Consider the following 22,432-nt stretch of genomic DNA (forward strand, 5'->3'; position numbering starts at 1 on the left):
TACTAATTCATGAAAACAGTTACATGTTTTTGAAACCGTACGTCACAAGGAGGCTATCCAATATGAAACAAGTTGAAACAGCTGCAAAGGAAAATTACTGGCAAGGATTTGTTGGCGGTGACTGGCAAGATGAAATTGATGTCCGCGACTTTATCCAACGTAATTTAACACAATATGATGGCGATGAAAGCTTCTTAGAGGGTCCCACTGAAGCCACGACCATTTTAAATGATAAAGTAATGGCTTTGAAACAGGCAGAACGCGATGCTGGTGGTGTATTAGATGCAGATACAGATGTTCCTGCGACTTTAACATCCCATGCGGCAGGCTATATTGATCAAGATCTGGAAAAAATTGTGGGCTTACAAACCGATAAACCGTTAAAACGGGCCTTTATGCCATTTGGTGGCATTCGAATGGCCGATGATGCCTTAGAAGCTTACGGGTATACACCAGATCAGAAGATGGACCAAGTTTTCACAGAATGGCGTAAAACACATAATCAAGGCGTGTTTGACGTTTACACACCCGATATGCGTAAAGCACGGCATTATAAGATCGTAACAGGGTTACCAGATGCTTATGGTCGTGGCCGGATCATCCCTGATTTACCGCGGATCGCCCTTTATGGGATCGATCGGTTAATGGCAGATAAGGTCAAAGACTTTAACAATACTGGTGATGGTGAAATGACTGACGCGGTATTACGTTTACGGGAACAAATCTCTGAACAGTATCGCGCCTTAGGTAATATGAAAAAAATGGCCGCTTTGTACGGCTACGATATTTCTAAGCCAGCTAAAACAGCCCAAGAAGCCGTTCAATGGTTATACTTTGGTTACTTAGCAGCCATTAAAACCCAAAATGGGGCGGCAATGTCAGTTGGGCGTATTGATGCCTTTATGGATATTTATATTCAACGTGACTTAGATCAAGGCTTGATCACTGAAAAAGATGCTCAAGAGTTAATCGATCAATTTGTGATGAAACTACGGCTGGTGCGCTTTATTCGGACTACGGATTATAACGATCTTTTCTCAGGTGATCCGATTTGGGCAACCTTATCAATGGCTGGTGTCGGCATGGACGGGCGGCATCACGTGAATAAAACCTCTTTCCGTGTTTTGAAGACTCTGGATAATATGGGGGCGGCACCTGAACCAAATATTACGTTATTGTGGGATAAACGGTTACCGGATGGCTTTAAACGTTACGCAACTGCAGTTTCTATTGATAGTTCAACAATTCAATATGAAAACGACGAGTTGATGCGTAACCAATGGGGAACCGATTACTATGGCATTGCTTGCTGTGTATCAGCACAACCGATCGCCGACGGGGTCCAATTCTTCGGTGCACGGGCTAATATGGCGAAAGCCGTGTTATATGCGATTAATGGCGGTGTTGATGAAATCGGCAAGAAACAAGTTGGGCCATCGACTGGGGCGATTGCCAGTGAATACATTGACTACGACGAATTCATGGACAAGTTTGACAAACAATTGGACTGGTTGGCCGACGTTTACGTCAACTCTTTAAATGCGATTCACTATATGCATGATAAGTATGACTATGAAGCAGAAGAATTGGCTTTAAAGAACTCACGCTTAGATTATACGTTTGCAACAGGGATCTCTGGTTTGTCTCACGCCACCGATTCTGTTTCAGCCATTAAATACGGTCATGTCAAAGTGATCCGCGACGCCGATGGCATTGCCGTTGATTTCAAAACGGACCAAGACTTCCCACGTTATGGTAATAATGACGACCGTGCTGATGATATTTGCAAGATGTTAGTGAAGAAGCTTTATAACAAGATGAACACCCATCATCTCTATCATGATGCGAAGTTATCGACTTCTGTGTTGACCATTACCTCAAATGTGGTTTATGGCAAGAACACAGGAACAACGCCAAATGGGCGTCAAGCCGGTGAACCTTTCTCACCAGGGGCAAATCCAGCTTATGGGGCAGAACAAAACGGCGCGTTGGCTTCCTTACTATCAACGGCTAAGATTCCTTATAAGTACGCCACAGACGGTATTTCAAATACGTTTGGCGTTACACCGCGGACCTTAGGTAACGATGTGGACAGTCAAAAAGACAGTCTTGTTAATATGATCGACGGTTATATGGAAAATAATGGGATGCACTTAAACATCAATGTCTTTAATAAAGACACATTACGTGATGCGCAAGCCCATCCTGAAAAGTACCCAACTTTAACCGTTCGGGTTTCCGGTTACTGTGTTTACTTTGCAGACTTAACCAAGGAACAGCAAGACGATGTGATCTCCCGGACCTTCTTTGAATCAATGTAACCAGCACAGGTGGCGCAGCAGCCACTTGTTCGTAAAGCGCACAAATTCGTTTGTGTGTTTTACGAACAAGTTCTCAGAAAATGAGGTGTAACTTGATGGAAATTTATAAGCAAACCAATCCGGCAACTGCCGTTTTAGATAAAACAACCCCGCCAATTGGCTATGTTCACTCGATTGAGACCTTTGGTTCCGTTGATGGACCTGGTATTCGTTACGTGCTCTTTTTGCAAGGCTGTCGGATGCGGTGTCAATTCTGCCATAACCCAGATACTTGGAACACAGGTGTGGGGGATGAAATGACGGCTGATCAGATTTTGGCCGATGCTGAAAAGTACAAGGCTTTTTGGGGCAAACAAGGCGGCATCACCACTAGCGGTGGCGAAGCGTTATTACAAATTGATTTTTTGATTGATTTATTTAAAAAGGCACATGCGAAGGGCATTCGCACTTGTCTAGATACTTGTGGTCAGCCCTTTACACGGCAACAACCTTGGTTTGATAAGTTTGAAGAATTAATGCGCTATACTGATATTTCATTAGTCGATATTAAACAGATCAATCCGCGGGAGCATAAGCGCTTAACGGGTTGGTCCAATGAAAATATTTTTGATATGCTGCAGTACATGCTTGATCACAACAAACACGTTTGGATTCGTCACGTTTTAGTGCCACAACGCACAGACTATGACAATCAACTGATTCAAATCGGCAATTACATCAAAACCATTGCACCAATTGTTGATAAAGTAGAGGTCCTGCCTTATCACACCATGGGCGTCAATAAATATGAAGGCCTAGGGTTGAAATATCCTTTGGAAGGCATCGAGCCCCCAACTGCCGCACGGGTGAAAAATGCAGAACACTTATTGCATACCGCTGATTATCAGCGGTATCGCGACTATCCGAATTATAAGTAGTGATGACAAAAGGACGATCAGCGTTGATCGTCCTTTTGTGTGCAGTCGGTTAATCGGGATGAATACTGTTTTTATTCTAATAAATTTGATATTGTGATTTTTTAAGATGTATATTGCTTTATTATTGGTTAGAATCTGGGTATAATTAGCATCAGCGAAAACTTATCGCGGCCATTCAGTCTGTAATATAAAAGTGATGTCATATAAGGGGGCACTTGACTTGAGTTCTAAAACTGAAAAAACAAATCAGGAAAACATTTTTTCTTCTAAAACGTTGACCTATTTCTTGCAATTAGCTGAAACGATGAACTACACACAAACAGCACAGTTGTTGGGAATCACCCAGCCGGCTTTAACCCAGCAAATTAAAAAATTGGAACATACCGTTGAAGCACCATTATTTTATTCGGTCGGAAAAAAATTGCATTTAACTGAAGCCGGTCAAATTATGTTACGGACAACCAAGGATATTTATGAATTATTAAACCAGGCCACCGATGAAATTCAACAAAACTCAAGTGCTACCCAAGGCAAAATCAGCATTGGCCTATTAGCGTCGATTGAAGATCGGGTATTAGAACGGTTTGCCATTGAATATTATCAGACGAACCCAGAGATTGAAATTAGTTTTCATATGCTAACGCGTAAAGAAATTTGGGAGCGCTTAGAAAATAATCAAATCGATTTAGCGGTCATGTATTTACCCGATGATAGCATTAAAAATTGGAAACCCTATCGCTCCAAGAAAATTTTTGATGAAGATTTATTATTCCTTGATCCAGATCCTAAGCGGGCGAATCGGAAGCGTATTCGTTATGCGGACACCATTAGCCAGCCTTGGGTCATGTACCCTGAAAAGTACTATTTAAATGTCTTCTTAAAAGAAGCTTACCGGAATCAACTGGTCGACCCACCCCATATTGCTGCTGAATTTACCACGCCTAAACAGATTTTAGACTTTGCCCAAGCCACTAAGCTTTATACCGCCTTGCCAAATTCATTTGTTCAGGCCCATGAATTAGATAAAACGTTCAATCCATTACCATTTGAACCGGCATTGCGCTTTGAATTGGCCTTTGTTTATCGTCGGGACAAAGAAGAAATTCCGCGAATCGCAAAATTCTTCGAGGAGTTCGGCAAATACATGGAAAATCTTGATTATATTTCAAGATTAAAATCAAATACCCCACAAAATGAAGTATAATAGTGCTACAGGTCCTTTGATTTGTTTGAGCAAATCAGCATTATATCTTTTGAGGAGCGCCATGTTTCCGACGTGACGGGTTTCGTCCGGCAGAATGGACAACGACGGTAATCCTCGATTTGCGGTAGCAAATCAACATTATATCTTTTGAGGAGCGCCATGTTTCCGACGTGGCGGGTTTCGCCCGACGGAATGGACAACGACGGTAATCCTCGATTTGCGGTAGCAAATCAACATTATATCTTTTGAGGAGTGGATGATTCATGAGTAAAGAATTAGTTTTTGGACATCAAAGTCCAGATACTGATGCGATTGTTGCAGCCATTGCGTTTGCAGATTTTGAAAAACAATTAGGGAAGGAATTTGAGCCCGTTGCCTTAGGTGAACCAAATGATGAAACCAAGTTTGTGTTTGATCATTTTGGTGCCAGTGTCCCACGCGTGATCAAAACCGCTGCGAATGAAGTTGAAGCGGTTGCCTTAGTTGATCATAACGAAGCACAACAAAGTGTCAGCGACATTGCAGATGTGAAAGTGACACATGTGGTCGACCATCACCGAATCGCAAACTTCCAAACGTCTAATCCTTTGTTCTATCGTGCTGAACCAGTTGGCTGCACAAGCACGATCATAACCAAACTTTATCATGAATACGAATTAGAAATTCCAAAGCAAATTGCTGGCTTAATGTTATCAGCCATTATTTCAGATACGTTGTTGTTGAAGTCACCAACAACAACGGCTGACGATGAAGCGGCCGTTAAAGAATTAGCCACAATTGCTGGCGAAGATTACGCAGCATACGGTAAGGAAATGTTACGTGCTGGTACCAACGTTGACAGTAAAACGGCAGCCGCTTTGATCGATGCAGACGCCAAATCATTTACCATGGGCGGCAAATCAGTACGCGTTGCGCAAGTGAATACCGTTGATGTTAACGACGTGTTTAAGCGTCAAGATGAATTTGAAACAGCGATTAAAGCTGAAAATAAGGCCGAAGGTTATGACTTATTTGTTTTAATGGTGACAAATATCTTAGACAGCGACTCTGAAGGTTTGATTATCGGTGACCCAACGACACCGGTTGAAACGGCCTTTGCTGGCAAATTAGCGAACAACCGGATTGCCTTACCAGGTGTTGTTTCACGTAAAAAACAAGTTGTGCCACCATTAACAGATGCATTTAATGCTTAATGTTTGGCGCGAATAGTTATAAAAAAAGAGTGAAATCATTTGATTTCACTCTTTTTTATTGTCTAAAGCTGACATTTTATGTCATGTTTTAATTATTTTTTAATGATGTAACAGACTGAATAATTGTTGATATATCAGCGTTGTAAGCCGATATATTAGGGAAAACGCTAACTAACATTAAAGGATTTTTAGTTGACAATAATGAGAATAAAATTAAAAATAGAATTAAAGAAAACTAATAAACGGAGTTGAATCGCATGACTGAAACAAAAGAACTTGTGGTTGATCAGAAAAAATATCAATACTGGGCAATAACGGATTGGTTGGCTGAACATCAACAGGACATTCAACAATATCCCTATACAATTCGTGTTTTATTAGAAATGGCACTACGCCATAATACGTTAAAACCTAATGAACCATTAGATTTAAAACCATTTTTAAATTGGAATGACCATCATGATCAAGACGTTGCTTTTAAGCCAGAACGCGTCATCTTACAAGATTTTACTGGGGTACCAGCCTTAGTTGACTTAGCCGCAATGCGGGATAAGGTCGCAGACTTAAAGGGAGATCCGGCTGTTGTCAATCCTGAAGTCCCCGTTCATCTGGTAATCGATCATTCCGTACAGGTCGATCGTTTTGGGACGAATAGCGCTTTGGCGTTTAATCAAAAGAAAGAATTTGAACGCAATCAAGAGCGTTATCAATTCTTAAAATGGGCGCAGGGGGCGTTTGATAATTTAACGGTTATTCCACCAGATACAGGCATCATTCACCAAATTAATTTGGAATTGTTAGCGACGGTGATCGCGACCAAGGAACAAGCTGGAAAAACCTTAGCTTTTCCAGACACGGTGGTTGGGACAGATTCCCATACAACCATGGTCAATGCACTAGGTGTGCTAGGTTGGGGCGTTGGTGGGATTGAAGCCGAAGCCAGTATGCTAGGTGAACAGTCTTATTTCCCAATGCCAAAAGTCGTTGGGGTGAAGTTAACCGGGGCATTACCAGCAGGGACGACGGCAACTGATTTAGCGTTAACCGTTACCAATTTATTACGGCAACACCAAGTGGTTGGTAAATTTGTCGAATTTTACGGCGCTGGTTTAGCCAATTTACCAATTGCAGATCGAGCAACCATTGCCAATATGTCTCCTGAATACGGTGCCACTTGTGGGTTCTTCCCAATTGATGCGCAAACGTTAGCTTATCTGAAGTTAACCAACCGTTCACAGGAACAAATGGACTTGATTCAGGCTTATGCGGCTGCAAATGGCCTATTATATGACGGTGCAAGCGATGATCAACGGCTTTATTCAGAAACGGTTACGTTGGATTTAAACACGATTCAGCCAAGCGTTGCCGGCCCAACACGGCCACAGGATCTCGTTCATTTAGCTGATTTACCAGCACAGTTTACACATTATCAAGGTCAGCCTACGTTAGACGTGAAAGTAGGGACGCAAGACTTTCAATTAAAGCCAGGGGCAGTGGGAATCGCAGCCATTACCAGCTGTACCAACACATCTAATCCAGCGATTTTACTCACAGCCGGTTTGATTGCAAAGCGTGCGGTTGAAAAGGGCTTAACTGTCCCAGCTTATGTGAAAACATCTTTAGCACCTGGTTCAAAGGTTGTTACCGATTATTTAACGGCAACCGATTTACAACCAGCTTTAGACCAATTAGGCTTTAACCTTGTGGGTTATGGCTGTACCACTTGTATTGGGAACTCAGGTGAACTGCAGGCTGACGTTCAAAAAGCGGTTGCGGCCAGCGATTTTCCAATGGCTGCTGTCGAAAGCGGGAATCGTAACTTTGAAGGTCGGGTCAATCCACTGATCAAGGATACTTATCTGGCATCGCCACCATTAGTCGTGGCATATGCCTTGGCAGGGCGCTTAGACATCGATTTAGCCACCCAACCACTTGGCTATGACCAACAGCAACAACCAGTTTATTTAAAGGATTTGTGGCCTTCAGCGACTGAAGTGGCGGCGTTGCAACAAAAAGCCTTGAAACCAGAACGATTTGCTAAGTCCTACACCAACGTACTTGCGCAAAACCAACTTTGGAACGCCTTAAGTGTCCCAACTGGTCAGCAATATACTTGGGATCCCAATTCGACTTACATTGCTGCACCAACGTTCTTTAAGGATTTAACCCAGCGTGAATTAACGACACAACATGATCTGACGATCTTAGCTAAATTTGGCGATACCATTACCACAGATCACATTTCGCCAGCTGGTTTTATTGGACCAGACACCCCAGCCGGTCAATATTTAGCGGCGAAAGGGATCGCACCACGTGATTTCAACTCCTACGGCTCTCGGCGGGGAAATCATCATGTAATGGTTCGGGGGACATTAGCCAACATTCGCATTCAAAATCAGTTAACGCCAGATAAAGTCGGCGGCTTTACGAAGTATTGGCCAACTGATACAACCACAACGATTTATGATGCTGCGCAAGATTATGAAAAGACCAATACACCTTTGATTATTTTGGCAGGCAAGGATTATGGGATGGGTTCCTCACGTGATTGGGCGGCCAAAGGGGTAGCGTTATTAGGCGTTAAGGCTGTTTTAGCAGAAAGTTTTGAACGGATCCATCGTTCAAACTTAGTCATGATGGGGATTTTACCGCTGCAATTTTTACCAGGTGAAAATGCCGCTTCATTAGGCTTAACCGGGCAAGAAAAATTAACGTTAACCTTTGGAGCACAAAACAAGGTGACTGTAACGGCCACCAAACCAGATCAAAGCGCAACAACGTTTAACGCAACGCTACGCTTTGATACACCTGCTGACCAGCGTTATTACCAAGCAGGTGGTATCTTACCATTAGTATTGAAGGATAAATTGGCAGGGGCTTAAAGCCTCAGTTAAATCAGGTCTTAGTTGACCTGAACGAATTTAGGAGGTTAAAAATTATGACTAAAGGTTTAGCAGGAATTGTTGCCGGAGAAACAAAAATCAGTGCAACAACAGGCGGCAGATTAACATTTGCAGGTTATACAATTGAACAATTAAACGCAATGGATCTGTCATTTGAAGCCATCGTTTACTTACTATGGCATTTAAGATTACCATCAGAAAGTGACTTGAACCGTTTTTGTCAAATTTTAAGTGAACAAATGTTTCTGCCGGAACACTATGTGCGTATTTTAACTGAAATGATTCGCCCAGGTGAACAACACCCCATGAGCTTATTACGCTCAGGCATGTCTTTATTAGGCACATTAATGAACGATCAGGCGCAGCATCCAATTGCCATTATGGCCAAAGTCCCATTGGTGATCGGAACGATCATTCGGTTACAAAACGGCTTAGAACCGTTGCAAGCAAAGCCCGAACTGAGTTATCCGGCTAATTTGTATTATTTAAGCACGGGCAAGGTACCAGATGCTGAAACGGAAGAAGTCTTTACCCAAACGTTAATTTTACATGTCGATCACGAGTTCAATGCATCAACCTTTACAGCACGTGTCATTGCATCGACGAATTCGGATTATTTTTCAAGTTTAACAGGTGCCATTGGCGCTTTAAAAGGTCCATTACACGGTGGTGCCAACGAACGGGTTTATCAGATGCTGCAAACCATCGTTGAAAATCAGTTAGACCCAGAAAAGTTTGTTGCCAACGAATTATCTGAAGGTCGTAAAGTGATGGGTTTTGGGCATCGGGTTTACAAAGATGGTGATCCGCGTGAAAAAATTCTTAAAAAGTATGCCAAGTCATTAGCCATTAAAACGCACCAAGAAGTTTGGTTTGATACCGCTGAAACGGTTGAAAAATATATGTGGGCCGAAAAACATATTATTCCAAACGTCGACTTCTATAGTGCAACGATTTATCATTGCATGGGCTTTGCCGGACGTGATTTTACGTTGTTATTTGCAGCAAGTCGCAGTGCTGGTTGGCTAGCACATATTGCGGAACAATACAGCCAACACACGTTGATTCGACCAAACTCCAAATATGTTGGTCCGTATCATGCTGATATTGCTGGTGACGTGGTCAACAGTCAAAACAAAGCACAATAAAAATAAATTTAAAAAGCACTTGTCGACGTTGCTTAATGTTAACGTCGATAAGTGCTTTTTAAATGGGTAAAAGCGGTTAAAAGTACGAAGTTCGCCCTAATGCATGCAATTCAACTGTACTTTTAATAATATATATTATGTTAACTAGAATATCACTCAACAAATATAACTAAAAAATCATTAATTGACCCTCTCTTCAACAACCACTCCCCTGTTAACAACCCGGTTTTTGAGGACAGCTAAAAAGCCTTTCTAAACAGTCCTTAAACCATTTACAAAGACTTTAAAATTATGCTTTAAACTGTTCATCTTTTAACCAACCGATGGCAATGGCTTTTTCGCCTAAATGCGTACCGATCACCGGTCCAAAGTAACTCACGTCAAACTTAACCGCTGGGAAACGTTCTTTTAAATGGGCTTCCCATTCGATTGCTGCAGGTTCATCATTTGCCGCAATCACAAATGCATGAATGGGATAATCTGTTTTCCGCAACGCTTCAGCAAATAAATCTTCAACGCGTAAATAAGCTTTCTTTAATGAACGAATTTTTTCAAATGCCACGATTTTATTGGAATCATCATCAAACGTTAAAATTGGCTTGATCCGTAACATACCGCCTAAAAACGCTGACGCATTGGATAAACGGCCACCTTTAACTAAGTTTTGCAAATCGTTGACAATAAAGTATTCATCAGTGGTGGCACGCAATGCGTCTAAACGTGCTAAGATCTCATCAATAGTTTTACCAGCTTGGGCCATTTGTGCGGCCAACAATACCATTTGACCCATTAAAATAACAGTGATCTGCGAATCATAAGGAATCACACGGGTATTTTTAACCAAAGGCACAATGTTTTTTAAGTTTTCAAAGAAGCCTGAGATCGTACTGGCTAAATGAATGCTGAGCACAATATCAAAGCCTTGGTCACCAAGATTTTCATATAATTCAACCATTTGGCCAATTGCGGGTTGCGCGGTACTTGGAAAATGCTCACTTTGATTTAATTTTGCATAAAAGTCAGCACTGGAAATATCAACGCCTTCATTATAAGTTTGACCATCCAAAACCACTGGGATCGGAACAACGGTAATGTGATACTGGTCGATTAACTGTTGCGGTAAATATGCCGTACTATCAGTAACAACAGCAATTTTCATAGTGGGGACACCTACTTTTTTATCTTTTAATTAATGGGTTAGGTCGCTTAGAATGCTATTTAAAGACACTAGCTTAAATTATAGCACACCCATACCATCGTTGAGTAATTCTTTTGAAACTAACCGCTATCACTGTTTTCAAAAAAACGTTATACTTAATGCAATAACTCTTTTAGAAAGTGAGGACATCAGCTTGTCATTTGATGGTCTTTTTACACATGCAATGGTGCACGAATTAGCACCATTATTAACTGGCGGACGTGTGGCGCGCATTAGTCAGCCGTATCCGAATGAACTGATTCTCACGGTTCGGGCACAACGGCATAACTACCCCTTACTCTTATCCGCTCACCCAAACTATGCGCGGGTACAAGTCACGGAGATTCCGTTTGTCAATCCAGCGACGCCAACCAAATTCACCATGAGTTTACGGAAATATTTAGATGGGGCAATTTTAACGTCCTTGAAACAAGTCGCTAATGATCGTGTGGTTCAACTGGCCTTTCAATCACGTAATGAATTAGGTGACTTACAAGGTTTGACGTTGATTGTTGAACTTATGGGTCGTCGAAGTAATATTATTTTAATTCGTGAAAGTGATCAACGTATTTTGGACACGATCAAACATATTGCCAGTGATCAAAATCGTTACCGGTTGTTACTGCCAGGTGTGACTTATATTGCGCCGCCGCAACAGGACCGCGCAGATCCATTTCAGGCCCAGGATCAGTATTACACCCAATTAGATCAAACCAGCGATTTATTTGTTCCTGCAAAACAGTTGCAAACCCACTATCAAGGGCTCGGTTTTGATAGTGCCTTGGAACTAGCGACGCGCTTAAAAAATAGCCCGGATCAAGTGCAAACTTGGACGACCTTTTTAACGGCCCTATCTGAGCACCCTGAACCAACAATTACAACAGGGACGAAACAGCTTACCTTCTCTCCTCTCCCCTACGGCTCTCAAAAAGGACCGCAAACGCACTATGCCACATTAAGTGAGATGTTGGACCATTTCTACCGTGATAAAAGTCAAAATGATCGGGTGCGCCAACAAGGCAGTCGGTTAATTCATTTTGTGACCTTAGAATTAAAAAAGGATCGCAAAAAGATGAAAAAGTTGCAACAAACCTTGGCTAGTAGCGATAAAGCCGACGACTATCGTGTCAAAGGTGAACTACTAACGACCTATTTATATCAGGTTCAGCGCGGAATGACGACCATTACCTTACCAAACTACTACGATAATGAAAAGCCGGTTAAAATCGCCCTTTCAAATCAATTAACGCCTTCACGTAACGCGCAAAAGTACTTTACCAAGTACCAAAAACTGAAAAATTCAGTGGCCTTTGTCACCGAACAAATGCAACTCACTCAGGCTGAAATTGATTATTTTAGTGGCATTCTTGCCCAAATTGAAATCGCTGATCCAAAAGATTTAGTCGATATTGAAGTTGAGTTGCAACAACAAGGCTATTTAAAAGCACACCATAAGAAACATGCTAAAAATAAGCGGGTTAAACCAAGTCAACCGGAACAGTTTAAAACGGACACAGGGGTTTTGATCGAAGTTGGAAAAAACAACTTGCAAAATGAACGCCTTACCTTGAAAACCGCACAGAAAACGGATACCTGGCTTCATGCTAAGAATATTCCTGGCTCGCATGTCATTATTCACGACAGTGACCCGGATGAAGACACCATTTTAGTAGCTGCGAACTTAGCCGCCTATTTTTCAAAATCACGTTTATCTGCTTCGGTACCTGTTGATTACGTGCAAGTCAAGAAAATTCGTAAGCCAAACGGCACCAAGCCTGGCTTTGTGATTTATGAAGGCCAACATACCTGCTATGTCACACCTGACGAGAAAATCGTCGCTCAGCTACGGGCGAATGCTCAAAAATAGGATCAAAAAAACTTTCCCAAAACGATTAAACTCGTTTGAGAAAGTTTTTTTGATGGCACGCTTATTTTGATAACCAGTGTTCTGGATCTTTACGCCATTCATGTAAAATGGCCTGTTCGTCAGTGGTAATCAGCCCTTCTGTTGCTGCAACATTGACTAACGTGGTGTAATTGGTCAATGTTTTGAAAGGCACATGCGCATCGTCAAAGTTGGTATCTGCAGCTGGTAATTCATAGCTGAAAATACCTACTACGCCCACCACATCGGCGCCTTCCTTTTTAGCTGCTTCAACCGCTTTTAACACACTGCCACCAGTCGAGATCAAGTCGTCAATCACTACGGTTTTACTACCGGGTAACAATTTACCTTCAATTTGACGACCTTGACCGTGATCTTTAGGCTTTGAACGCACATAGATCATGGGTAAGTTTAAGTCGGCCGCTACCCAAGCCGCATGTGGAATACCGGCTGTAGCCGTTCCTGCAATGACGCCAACTTGTGGAAATTCACGTTGAATCAATTCGGCTAACCCTTTGGCAATCGTTTGACGTACCAACGGATAGCCGATGGTTAAACGATTATCCGTGTAAATTGGGCTTTTTAACCCACTGGCCCAGGTAAAAGGTGCTTGGGGTCGTAATGTAACGGCTTTAATGGCTAATAAATCTTTTGCGACTGTTGCTGCAATATCACTCATTATTTTTCTGCCTCCCACAATGCTTTGATTGTTTGATACGCTTTGACTGGATCGGCGGCTTGGGTAATTGGACGTCCAACGACCAATTGGCTACTGCCTAATTCGGCCGCCCGTGCTGGCGTGACCACCCGCTTTTGATCATCTTTTTTGTTTTCTGCTAAACGAATCCCTGGTGTGACACATAAAAAGTCAGACCGCGTCGCCTGCTGAATAGCTGGTGCTTCTAAGGCGGAACAAACCACACCATCTAAACCGGCCTTGTTGGCTAATTGCGCATAATGCACGACACTTTCAGCTAACTTAGCATTCACCAGTTGTTCAGCCTGCATTTGTTGTTCACTAGTTGAAGTTAACTGCGTAATCGCAATTAAGCGCGCAGCACTGCTTTGTGCCCCATCTAATAACCCGTATTTCGCAGCTTCCATCATTTCTTGGCCACCAGCAGCATGGACATCGGTTAAACGCACACCGAGTTTGCCAAGTGCCCGCATGGTACATTCAACCGTGTGCGGAATATCATATAATTTTAAATCAAGAAAGACATCATGGCCTTGGGCAACTAACCACCGCACCATATCTGGCCCTTCACTATAAAATAACTCCATACCGATTTTAACGTACAAGGCTTCATCTTCTGGAAATTTTGCTAAAAACCGCGCCACTTGAACGCGATCTGGAAAATCTAAGGCAATAATTGGCCGTTCTGCCATTACTTCGTTCCCTCCCAATGGATCTCTTTTGTTAAGTTTTCAAAATGGAAATGTGTCATCCGCTTTGGTAAGTCAGCGATAATGTTAGGACAAGCCAAGGGTTCACGGAAATTGGCACTGCCCACAGCAATCGCATCTGCCCCTGCCACTAGCATTTCTAAGGCGTCATCAGCAGTTGACACCCCACCCATGCCGATAATCGGCAGATCCGTGACACTGCGTACTTGTTGGATCAGGCGTAAGGCAACCGGTTTGACAGCCGGCCCAGATAACCCACCTGTGACGTTGGCTAAAATTGGTTGGCGGGTCATTAAGTCAAACCGCTCACCGACCAACGTGTTGATCAAACTCAAGCCAGCAGCCCCGGCACGACTGACTGCCTCAGCAATTGGGCGAATGTCGGTCACATTTGGTGAAAGCTTGACATAAATTGGTAAATCAGTCACAGCGCTACAAGCTTGTGTCAGTTGGGCAGCACTGTCCGGATCTGTTCCGAATTCCATACCACCGTGCGCCACATTGGGACACGAAATATTCAGTTCAATGGCTTTGACATTAGGTGCTGCTTTTAAGGCCGCACAAACGGCAGCGTAGTCGTCAACGTGCGTTCCGGCAACGTTCACAATGATTGGTAACTCCGGATAGTGTTCAGCTAACCAAGGCAACTCCTTTGCCAAAACGTGGTCTACCCCCGGATTCTGTAACCCAATGGCATTGAGCATACCACTTTCGGTTTCAGCAACACGCGGTGTGGGATTCCCTTGCCGTGGTTTTAAAGTGGTGGCCTTGGTGATCAAAGCCCCTAATTGATTTAGATCATAAAATTGACTGTATTCTTGGCCAAAGCCAAAACACCCGCTAGCTGGCATAATAGGATTCTTTAAATCAAGACCTGGTAAATGGACCGTTACATCTGGCATTATAAAACCACCTCCTGAGCTGGGAAAACAGGACCGTCAGAACAGATTTTCTTCAGTTCATGGTCGGTTGTCGGGGTGACACAAGCGTAACAGGCACCGATGCCACAAGCCATCCGACTTTCCAAAGATAAATACGTGGGCATTTGGGCCTGATAGCGATTTTTAACCGCCATCAGTAAACCTTTCGGGCCACAAGCAAAGGCCCGCTCAAAATGACGCTCGGTTAACTGTGCCGCCATTAGCAGTCCGACATGCCCGTGGAAACCTAGGGTGCCATCATCACTGGCAATACAAACCTCGCCTGTTTTCGCAAAACGATCTTGATAAAAGCTTTCCGCTTGAGAGCGATAACCTAAAACAGTGGTAACCTGAGCGCCTTGTTGTTGCAACCGTTGAGCAAGCCCTAACAAGGGTGGAATCCCTGTCCCACCACCGACTAATAAAACAGGGGTCCCTGGTGTCACATCTGCAATAGGAAACCCATGACCTAAGGGCCCTAATACATCTAACGAAGTCCCTACTTGGCAGGCCACCATCGCTTCCGTTCCGGGGCCTTTTACCCGATAAGTAAAACTGATCTGACCCTGTTTGGCGTCACAAGTTGCAATGGCAAACGGCCGCCGTAAAAAATGTTCCGGATGGTCTGGCACTAAAACATCTATAAATTGACCTGGTTGTGCTGTTTGGACTAAGTCAGGTGCTGTTAAAATCATTTCATAAATTTCAGGTGCTACTTGATGTTGCGCCACGATTGGTAATAGTTGCTGTTGCGGCATGTCATCGAACCTCATTTCTTTAAAAAAAGAGAGTGGCGAACCATTCTCTTTTTTTTTGACTTTATAATGGTTGAGTTGTAAAAGCGCGTGATTCTAAAACGCGTAAAATTGCATTGGCTGTATCTAATGAGGTGAACAGTGGCACCCCGTGGGCAATAGCGGCCTGCCGAATTTGGAAACCGTCAGAAGCCACATCACGGTCGGTATCCATGGTATTGATCACAACTTGAACTTTCCCATCATTGATCAAGTCTAAAATATCGTGTTCTGCATCTTCTTTAATTTTGGCAACTGCCTGCGCATTTAACTGTTGTTCGTTAAAGTAAGTGGCCGTACCCTTTGTGGCGATCACACGATACCCAATTTCACGGAAGCGCTTGGCCAAGCCTAACGCTTCTTCTTTATCATGATCCGCAATGGTGAATAAAACAGTCCCAAAGTCTGGTAAATGTAACTTGCTGGCTTCAAAGGCTTTGTATAAAGCTTTCTCCATCGTTGTGTCACTGCCCATGACTTCACCAGTAGACTTCATTTCAGGGCCTAACAAGCTATCCACATTGTTTAATTTAGAAAATGAGAAAACAGGGGCTTTCACATGCACTAACTTGCCAACTGGGTATAAGCCAGGTTGATAGCCAAGCTCACTTAATTTAGCGCCTAAAATGACTTGGGTGGCCACTTGCGCCATTGAGATCCCCGTCACTTTGCTCAGGAATGGTACGGTGCGGCTGGCCCGTGGGTTAACTTCAATCACATAAACTTGTTCATTTTGTACAATAAATTGAATGTTCATCATGCCGATGCAGTTTAAGCTGGTCGCCAAGGCCTGCGCATCCGTTACAATTTGATCAATCACGTGTTGTGAGAAGGTTTGTGGTGGGTAAACTGCCATTGAATCGCCTGAGTGGACCCCAGAACGTTCAATATGTTCCATGATACCAGGTAATAAGACCTGTTCACCATCTGAAATGACATCCACTTCACATTCCTTACCACGTAAGTAGTGGTCAATTAAAACTGGATGTTCGTGAGAAACTTTAACGGCATTTTCGATGTAACTTTCTAATTCTGTCTGGTCTTCAACGATTTCCATAGCTCGGCCACCTAATACATAGCTTGGCCGAATCAAAACGGGATAACCGACTTTGTTGGCGACTGCAATGGCTTCTGCCTGATTGGTAGCTGTATCACCATTGGGTTGCGGAATTTTAAGCGCTTGAATCACTTTTTCAAATTCGTCCCGATCTTCTGCACGGTCTAAATCTGCTACCGTCGTGCCTAGAATCTTGACGCCGGCTTTTTCCAAAGGCGCCGCTAAATTAATCGCTGTTTGACCCCCAAATTGGACGATCACCCCTTCAGGTTGTTCCAGTTCGATTACATTTAACACATCTTCAATGGTTAACGGTTCAAAGTACAATTTATCAGAAATTGAGAAGTCTGTTGACACCGTTTCAGGATTGTTGTTCATAATAATGGCTTCATACCCAGCCTTTTGAATGGCCTTAACGGAATGAACCGTAGCATAATCAAATTCCACCCCTTGACCGATCCGAATCGGACCAGCACCTAAGACTAACACAGAAGGCCGTGGTGTGACCACGCTTTCGTTTTCTTCTTCAAAGGTCCCATAATAATAAGGGGTTTGAGATTCAAATTCAGCCGCACAAGTATCGACCATTTTATAAACTGGCCAAATCTTGGCTTCGCGCCGCATATCACGAATTTGTTTAGCTGGGATGCCCCACAAGGCACTGATTTTATCATCCGTAAACCCGTTTTGCTTGGCCAAACGTAATGTTTCTGATTCGCCTTTATGGGCGGTTAATTGTTGTTCAATTTCAACAATGTGTAAGAATTTATCCAAGAAGAAAATGTCAATTTTGGTTAACTCTGCTAATTCGCTGATCGGATAGCCACGACGAATGGCTTCAGCCACGTAGAATAACCGATCGTCTTGGGGATGAATCAACTTTTCCGTTAAGACTTCATCACTGACTTGCGCTAAAGCAGGTAGTTCCAAGTGAACCGTGCCGATTTCCAATGACCGAACGGCCTTTAAAATCGATTCTTCAAAGTTGCGACCAATTGCCATGACTTCACCAGTGGCCTTCATTTGCGTTCCGAGGCGCCGTTCACCTTTTTCAAATTTATCAAAAGGCCAGCGTGGAATCTTTGTCACAACATAGTCCAGCATCGGCTCAAATTCAGCGTAAGTCGTACCTGTAATTGGATTTTTAATTTCGTCCAAGGTCAGGCCAACCGCAATTTTTGAAGCAATTTTAGCAATGGGATAGCCAGTGGCTTTCGACGCTAACGCAGATGAGCGTGATACCCGTGGGTTGACTTCAATGATATAGTATTGAAAACTATGCGGATCTAACGCCAACTGTACGTTACAGCCACCTTCGATTTTTAACGCCCGAATAATCTTTAAGGAAGCGTCCCGCAACATTTGATTTTCTTTATCAGACAGGGTTTGAATTGGGGCCGTTACAATGGAATCCCCAGTATGAATCCCGACTGGGTCGACGTTTTCCATGTTACAAACCACCAACGCATTGTCAGCATGGTCCCGCATGACTTCGTATTCGATTTCTTTAAAGCCAGCAATACTTTGTTCAATTAAGGCCTGCGTAATTGGTGATAATTTTAACGCATTCGTGGCAATTTCTTCCAATTCGGCTTGATTTTGACACATGCCACCACCTGTTCCACCCATGGTAAAGGCGGGGCGAACAATGACAGGATAACCAATCCCATTCGCAAATTTAACCGCAGCTTCAACCGTATTGACACTTAACGACGCTGGAATCGGTTCGTTTAATTTTTGCATTAAATTTTTGAACAATTCCCGATCTTCTGCTTGGTCAATGGCAGCTAATTTTGTACCTAGTAATTCAATGTTAAGCTCATCTAAAATACCAGATGAGCTGAGTTCCATGGCCATGTTTAACCCTTGTTGGCCCCCTAAGGTTGGTAAAATCGCATCTGGTAATTCTTTTCGTAAAATCCGTGAAACAAACTCCAGCGTGATGGGTTCAATATAAACGTGATCCGCAATTTCTTTATCGGTCATGATCGTTGCTGGGTTTGAGTTGACTAAAATCGTTTCATAGCCCTCTTCTTTTAAGGCCAGACAAGCTTGTGTCCCTGAGTAGTCGAATTCGGCGGCTTGACCGATGATGATCGGACCTGACCCGATCACCATGATTTTATGAATATCAGTTCTTTTAGGCATGTTTTTAGGGCTCCTTATTCCAGATATTAATAAGTTGTAACAGGCTGTTTCTTAAAGGCATCCATCATTTCAATAAATTCATCAAACAAATGGGTGGCGTCATGTGGGCCAGGTGTCGCATCTGGATGAAATTGAACGGAGAATGCTGGAAATTGACGGTGACGTAAGCCCTCGATGGTGCCATCGTTGATTTCAGTATGGGTAACGAGCAATTTTTCATTGTTGATTGAATGTGGGTCAACGGCAAAACCATGATTTTGTGAGGTGAAATCAATCCGGCCAGTGGCAATTTCACGAACCGGATGATTAAAGCCACGATGACCAAATTTCATTTTATAGGTCTTCGCATCATTGGCTAATGCAAACAGCTGATGACCTAAACAAATCCCAAATAGCGGAATTTTTCCTTGAATACCTTGAATCATTTCAACTGCACCTGGCACATCGGTTGGGTCACCAGGGCCGTTAGAAAGCATGACGCCATCAGGATGTAAGTTTAAAATTTGTTCTGCAGTGGTGTTGTAAGGCATGACGGTAATATTACAAGAACGCTGTGACAATTCGCGTAAAATACTGTGTTTCAAACCAAAGTCGATCACAACAACATTATGGCCTGTATCTGGACTTGGATAAGGCTTGGTTGTGGAGACTTGCTGTACTTGGTTACGCGGTAAAACTAACGCGTTTAGCTGATCAAAGGCATGTTCATCAGCTGTATCAACAATGCTAGCTTTCATTGTCCCTTCGGACCGCAACCGCCGCGTTAAACGCCGCGTGTCGATTCCGGTAATCCCAGGAATGTGATTCTGTTTCAAAAATTCATCGAGTGACATTTGATTGCGCCAATTACTAGCCGTACGCGCTAATTCATGAACCACCACACCTTTACAAGTTGGGGCAATGGATTCATAGTCGTCACGGTTGACACCGTAATTGCCAATCAATGGATAGGTAAATGTAATGATCTGGCCATTATAAGATTGATCTGTAATGGTTTCTTGATACCCTGTCATACCGGTATTAAAGACAATTTCACCAGTGGTGGTTAAAGGCGCGCCAAAACCTTCACCGGCAAAAACAGAACCGTCTTCTAAGATTAAATAGCGTTTCATTTTTGTGCGTCATCCTTCCGATAAACTAATTTTCCGGACACAAAAGTCGCAATCGTTTGGCCATAAACTGTTTGGCCAACAAAAGGACTGTTATGCCCTTTTGAAGCAAATTCGTCTGCTTTGATCGTGGTTGGCGTTTTCAAATCGAAAACGGCAATATCTGCTGCGGCACCTGGCAACAAAGTGCCGGCGTCAATATTAAAGCAACGCGCTGGCGCTGCTGTCATCCAATTTAAAAGTTGTGTTAGGGTAAACCGTGGTTGGGCGCCCTGAACAAACGTTGTATACAATGTATCAAAAGCTGTTTCACTACCCGTAATGCCAAAAGGCGACCCGCACAAACCTTTTGCCTTTTCCAAGGCGGTATGTGGCGCATGATCGGTAGCGATACAATCGATCGTCCCGTCACATAACCCTTCGATTAAAGCTTGACGATCTGCTTCACTTCGTAATGGCGGGTTCATTTTATAATTGGCATCATTGCCTGGAATCATCTCATCGCTGAGCAATAAATGATGTGGTGTTACTTCAGCCGTTACCGGAATACCGGCAGCCTTGGCCTGCCGAATCATTCGAACGCTGGCAGCCGTTGACACATGGCACATATGATAATGGGCACCAGTGGCTTCAGACAAGGCAATGTCCCGCGCCAATTGACTGGTTTCAACGGCATTGATGATTCCCGGCACGCCTAATTCCTCTGCTTTAGGACCAGCATTGATCACCCCGCCGAACTTTAAGCTATCTTCTTCAACATGAGCGGCCAACGTTAAACCTGCTTCAGCAGCACCTGCCAATGCCTTTAACATGGTTGCAGCGTCTTGAACGCCTGAACCATCATTGGAAACTGCAAAGGCGCCTGCTTGTTTAACCGCTTGAAAGTCGACTAGATCACCAGCCTCACGGTTTTTCGTGATCGATGAAAATTGTAAAATGTGTACCAAACCATTTTCAGTATTCCGTTGGACCATGTCCGCCACCTTGGTAGCGTCATCTGGCACGGGAATCACATTCGGCATTGCGCCAATCGTGGTAAAACCACCGCGCGCGGCAGCGGCACTACCGGTAGCGATGGTTTCTTTATCAGTTTGGCCAGGATCCCGCAGATGAACGTGGGGATCAACTAAACCAGGTGTGACTAATTTAGCGGTACAATCAAAAACTGTTTCATCAGCTAACGGCGTTAAATCGGTTCCTAAAGCCGCAATTTTACCATTTTGGATTCGAATATCACAAGTAACTAGTTGGTGTTCGAGATAAACTTGGCCATTTTTTAACAGGTATGCCATTAACGAATGCCTCCTAAATGGTTGGCGCGAATGACGCGTTCAAGCATAGCCATGCGCATGAAAACACCATTTGACATTTGTTGTACGAAGCGTGACTGCTTGCATTGTACCAGTTCACTGGCTAATTCAACGTCGCGGTTAACAGGACCTGGGTGCATGATAATCGTTGATGGTTTTAGATGTTCAGCGCGTTGTAACGTTAACCCGTATTGACGGTGGTACCCTGCTTTACTGAAAGATTCTTCAGCCGTATGGCGTTCATGTTGAACGCGTAACATCATGACAACGTCAACATCGTCTAAAATATCATCGATTTTGCAGTAAGTGCCAAATTCGTCAAAGTCATGATCATACCAGAAGTCTGGCCCTGCAAAGTATAATGTTGCGCCTAATTTGTGTAAGATCTCAGCATTTGAGCGGGCAACTCGTGAATGCGCAATGTCGCCACAAATGACGATTTTTAAGCCGTCAAAGTGCCCGAAATTTTCGCGAATCGTCATGAGATCCAACAAGCTTTGAGATGGATGTTCACCACTGCCGTCCCCAGCATTGATCAAGGCTAAGTCTAAGTCCCCACCATCGATCAATTTTTGATAGTAATGGTCTTCACTGTGGCGAATCACCAGCAAGTTAACCCCTAATGCGTCTAATGTTAAGGCCGTATCATGTAAGGTTTCACCTTTACTGATCGAGCTGGCTTTGGGATCAAAGTCAACGACTGTCAAGCCTAATTTATGTTCGGCCATTTCAAAACTCGTATGCGTCCGAGTACTGTTTTCAAAGAACATGTTAGCAACGTAAATCGGTTCAGTTGTTTGGAAAGCAGCACCGGCCTTAAATTCCTCAGCCCGGTCAATTAATTCGTTAACGTCTGCTGGTGTTAAGTCTTGCATTGAAACTAAGTTTTGTTGGATTGTCATTGGATTTACGATCATT

At 43.3% G+C, this 22,432-nt stretch carries 16 protein-coding genes; 7 read left to right on the forward strand and 9 right to left on the reverse strand.

The window, feature by feature from the left end:
• Window positions 1-62: 62 nt before the first annotated feature.
• From pflB to FC07_RS11590, 6 genes are all read left to right on the forward strand, one after another.
• Window positions 63-2,321 (forward strand): formate C-acetyltransferase, encoded by a 2,259-nt coding sequence (pflB, locus tag FC07_RS11565; RefSeq protein ID WP_057905257.1) that lies wholly within the window; start codon window positions 63-65, stop codon window positions 2,319-2,321.
• A 95-nt stretch (window positions 2,322-2,416) separates the two neighbouring features.
• On the forward strand, window positions 2,417-3,238 hold the full coding sequence (gene pflA / locus FC07_RS11570; RefSeq protein WP_057905258.1) for a pyruvate formate-lyase-activating protein: 822 nt from the start codon (window positions 2,417-2,419) through the stop codon (window positions 3,236-3,238).
• Window positions 3,239-3,458: 220 nt separating this feature from the next.
• The gene (locus tag FC07_RS11575; RefSeq protein ID WP_235807506.1) at window positions 3,459-4,442 is read left to right on the forward strand and encodes a LysR family transcriptional regulator; all 984 of its coding nucleotides are present in this window, start codon (window positions 3,459-3,461) and stop codon (window positions 4,440-4,442) included.
• A 263-nt stretch (window positions 4,443-4,705) separates the two neighbouring features.
• On the forward strand, window positions 4,706-5,635 hold the full coding sequence (locus tag FC07_RS11580) for a manganese-dependent inorganic pyrophosphatase (RefSeq protein ID WP_057905260.1): 930 nt from the start codon (window positions 4,706-4,708) through the stop codon (window positions 5,633-5,635).
• 257 nt (window positions 5,636-5,892) lie between these two features.
• Window positions 5,893-8,517: an aconitate hydratase AcnA gene (acnA, locus tag FC07_RS11585; protein ID WP_057905261.1), complete on the forward strand. Its 2,625-nt coding sequence runs from the start codon at window positions 5,893-5,895 to the stop codon at window positions 8,515-8,517.
• Between the two features lie 56 nt (window positions 8,518-8,573).
• The gene (locus FC07_RS11590) at window positions 8,574-9,686 is read left to right on the forward strand and encodes a citrate/2-methylcitrate synthase (RefSeq protein ID WP_057905262.1); all 1,113 of its coding nucleotides are present in this window, start codon (window positions 8,574-8,576) and stop codon (window positions 9,684-9,686) included.
• 289 nt (window positions 9,687-9,975) lie between these two features.
• Here the strand turns inward: FC07_RS11590 and FC07_RS11595 are convergent, their stop codons facing one another.
• Window positions 9,976-10,845: a DegV family protein gene (locus FC07_RS11595; RefSeq protein ID WP_057905263.1), complete on the reverse strand. Its 870-nt coding sequence runs from the start codon at window positions 10,843-10,845 to the stop codon at window positions 9,976-9,978.
• 193 nt (window positions 10,846-11,038) lie between these two features.
• Between FC07_RS11595 and FC07_RS11600 the strand changes: the two genes are divergently transcribed.
• Complete coding sequence (locus FC07_RS11600; protein WP_057905264.1) at window positions 11,039-12,751, forward strand: NFACT RNA binding domain-containing protein; 1,713 nt, start codon at window positions 11,039-11,041, stop codon at window positions 12,749-12,751.
• A gap of 61 nt (window positions 12,752-12,812) precedes the next feature.
• On the opposite strand, the gene pyrE is transcribed toward FC07_RS11600, so the two are convergent.
• From pyrE to FC07_RS11640, 8 genes are all read right to left on the reverse strand, one after another.
• Window positions 12,813-13,448 (reverse strand): orotate phosphoribosyltransferase, encoded by a 636-nt coding sequence (gene pyrE / locus FC07_RS11605; protein WP_057905265.1) that lies wholly within the window; start codon window positions 13,446-13,448, stop codon window positions 12,813-12,815.
• Window positions 13,448-14,158 (reverse strand): orotidine-5'-phosphate decarboxylase, encoded by a 711-nt coding sequence (gene pyrF, locus FC07_RS11610; protein WP_057905266.1) that lies wholly within the window; start codon window positions 14,156-14,158, stop codon window positions 13,448-13,450. Before pyrF ends, pyrE begins: the two co-directional genes overlap by 1 nt.
• A complete protein-coding gene (locus FC07_RS11615; protein WP_057905267.1) occupies window positions 14,158-15,078 on the reverse strand; it encodes a dihydroorotate dehydrogenase in 921 nt (306 codons plus the stop codon). Before FC07_RS11615 ends, pyrF begins: the two co-directional genes overlap by 1 nt.
• Window positions 15,078-15,854, reverse strand: a complete 777-nt coding sequence (locus FC07_RS11620) for a dihydroorotate dehydrogenase electron transfer subunit (RefSeq protein ID WP_057905268.1) — start codon at window positions 15,852-15,854, stop codon at window positions 15,078-15,080. Before FC07_RS11620 ends, FC07_RS11615 begins: the two co-directional genes overlap by 1 nt.
• Window positions 15,855-15,915: 61 nt before the next feature.
• A complete protein-coding gene (carB, locus tag FC07_RS11625) occupies window positions 15,916-19,095 on the reverse strand; it encodes a carbamoyl-phosphate synthase large subunit (protein ID WP_057905269.1) in 3,180 nt (1,059 codons plus the stop codon).
• 26 nt (window positions 19,096-19,121) lie between these two features.
• Complete coding sequence (locus FC07_RS11630; RefSeq protein WP_057905270.1) at window positions 19,122-20,207, reverse strand: carbamoyl phosphate synthase small subunit; 1,086 nt, start codon at window positions 20,205-20,207, stop codon at window positions 19,122-19,124.
• Entirely contained in the window at window positions 20,204-21,496 is a 1,293-nt protein-coding gene (locus FC07_RS11635) for a dihydroorotase (protein ID WP_057905271.1), read from the reverse strand. The genes FC07_RS11630 and FC07_RS11635 overlap by 4 nt, the downstream gene beginning before the upstream one ends.
• Window positions 21,496-22,431 (reverse strand): aspartate carbamoyltransferase catalytic subunit, encoded by a 936-nt coding sequence (locus FC07_RS11640; RefSeq protein ID WP_057905272.1) that lies wholly within the window; start codon window positions 22,429-22,431, stop codon window positions 21,496-21,498. Before FC07_RS11640 ends, FC07_RS11635 begins: the two co-directional genes overlap by 1 nt.
• Between the last annotated feature and the right edge of the window lies 1 nt (window position 22,432).

It is taken from the genome of Loigolactobacillus bifermentans DSM 20003, assembly GCF_001434575.1.
GTDB lineage: Bacteria > Bacillota > Bacilli > Lactobacillales > Lactobacillaceae > Loigolactobacillus > Loigolactobacillus bifermentans.

Coding starts and splice junctions, on each gene's coding strand:
- pflB (WP_057905257.1), top strand. CDS start 63: ATGAAACAAGTTGAAACAGCTGCAAAGGAAAATTACTGGCAAGGATTT.
- pflA (WP_057905258.1), top strand. CDS start 2,417: ATGGAAATTTATAAGCAAACCAATCCGGCAACTGCCGTTTTAGATAAA.
- FC07_RS11580 (WP_057905260.1), top strand. CDS start 4,706: ATGAGTAAAGAATTAGTTTTTGGACATCAAAGTCCAGATACTGATGCG.
- acnA (WP_057905261.1), top strand. CDS start 5,893: ATGACTGAAACAAAAGAACTTGTGGTTGATCAGAAAAAATATCAATAC.
- FC07_RS11590 (WP_057905262.1), top strand. CDS start 8,574: ATGACTAAAGGTTTAGCAGGAATTGTTGCCGGAGAAACAAAAATCAGT.
- FC07_RS11595 (WP_057905263.1), bottom strand. CDS start 10,845: ATGAAAATTGCTGTTGTTACTGATAGTACGGCATATTTACCGCAACAG.
- pyrE (WP_057905265.1), bottom strand. CDS start 13,448: ATGAGTGATATTGCAGCAACAGTCGCAAAAGATTTATTAGCCATTAAA.
- pyrF (WP_057905266.1), bottom strand. CDS start 14,158: ATGGCAGAACGGCCAATTATTGCCTTAGATTTTCCAGATCGCGTTCAA.
- FC07_RS11615 (WP_057905267.1), bottom strand. CDS start 15,078: ATGCCAGATGTAACGGTCCATTTACCAGGTCTTGATTTAAAGAATCCT.
- FC07_RS11620 (WP_057905268.1), bottom strand. CDS start 15,854: ATGCCGCAACAGCAACTATTACCAATCGTGGCGCAACATCAAGTAGCA.
- carB (WP_057905269.1), bottom strand. CDS start 19,095: ATGCCTAAAAGAACTGATATTCATAAAATCATGGTGATCGGGTCAGGT.
- FC07_RS11630 (WP_057905270.1), bottom strand. CDS start 20,207: ATGAAACGCTATTTAATCTTAGAAGACGGTTCTGTTTTTGCCGGTGAA.
- FC07_RS11635 (WP_057905271.1), bottom strand. CDS start 21,496: ATGGCATACCTGTTAAAAAATGGCCAAGTTTATCTCGAACACCAACTA.
- FC07_RS11640 (WP_057905272.1), bottom strand. CDS start 22,431: ATGATCGTAAATCCAATGACAATCCAACAAAACTTAGTTTCAATGCAA.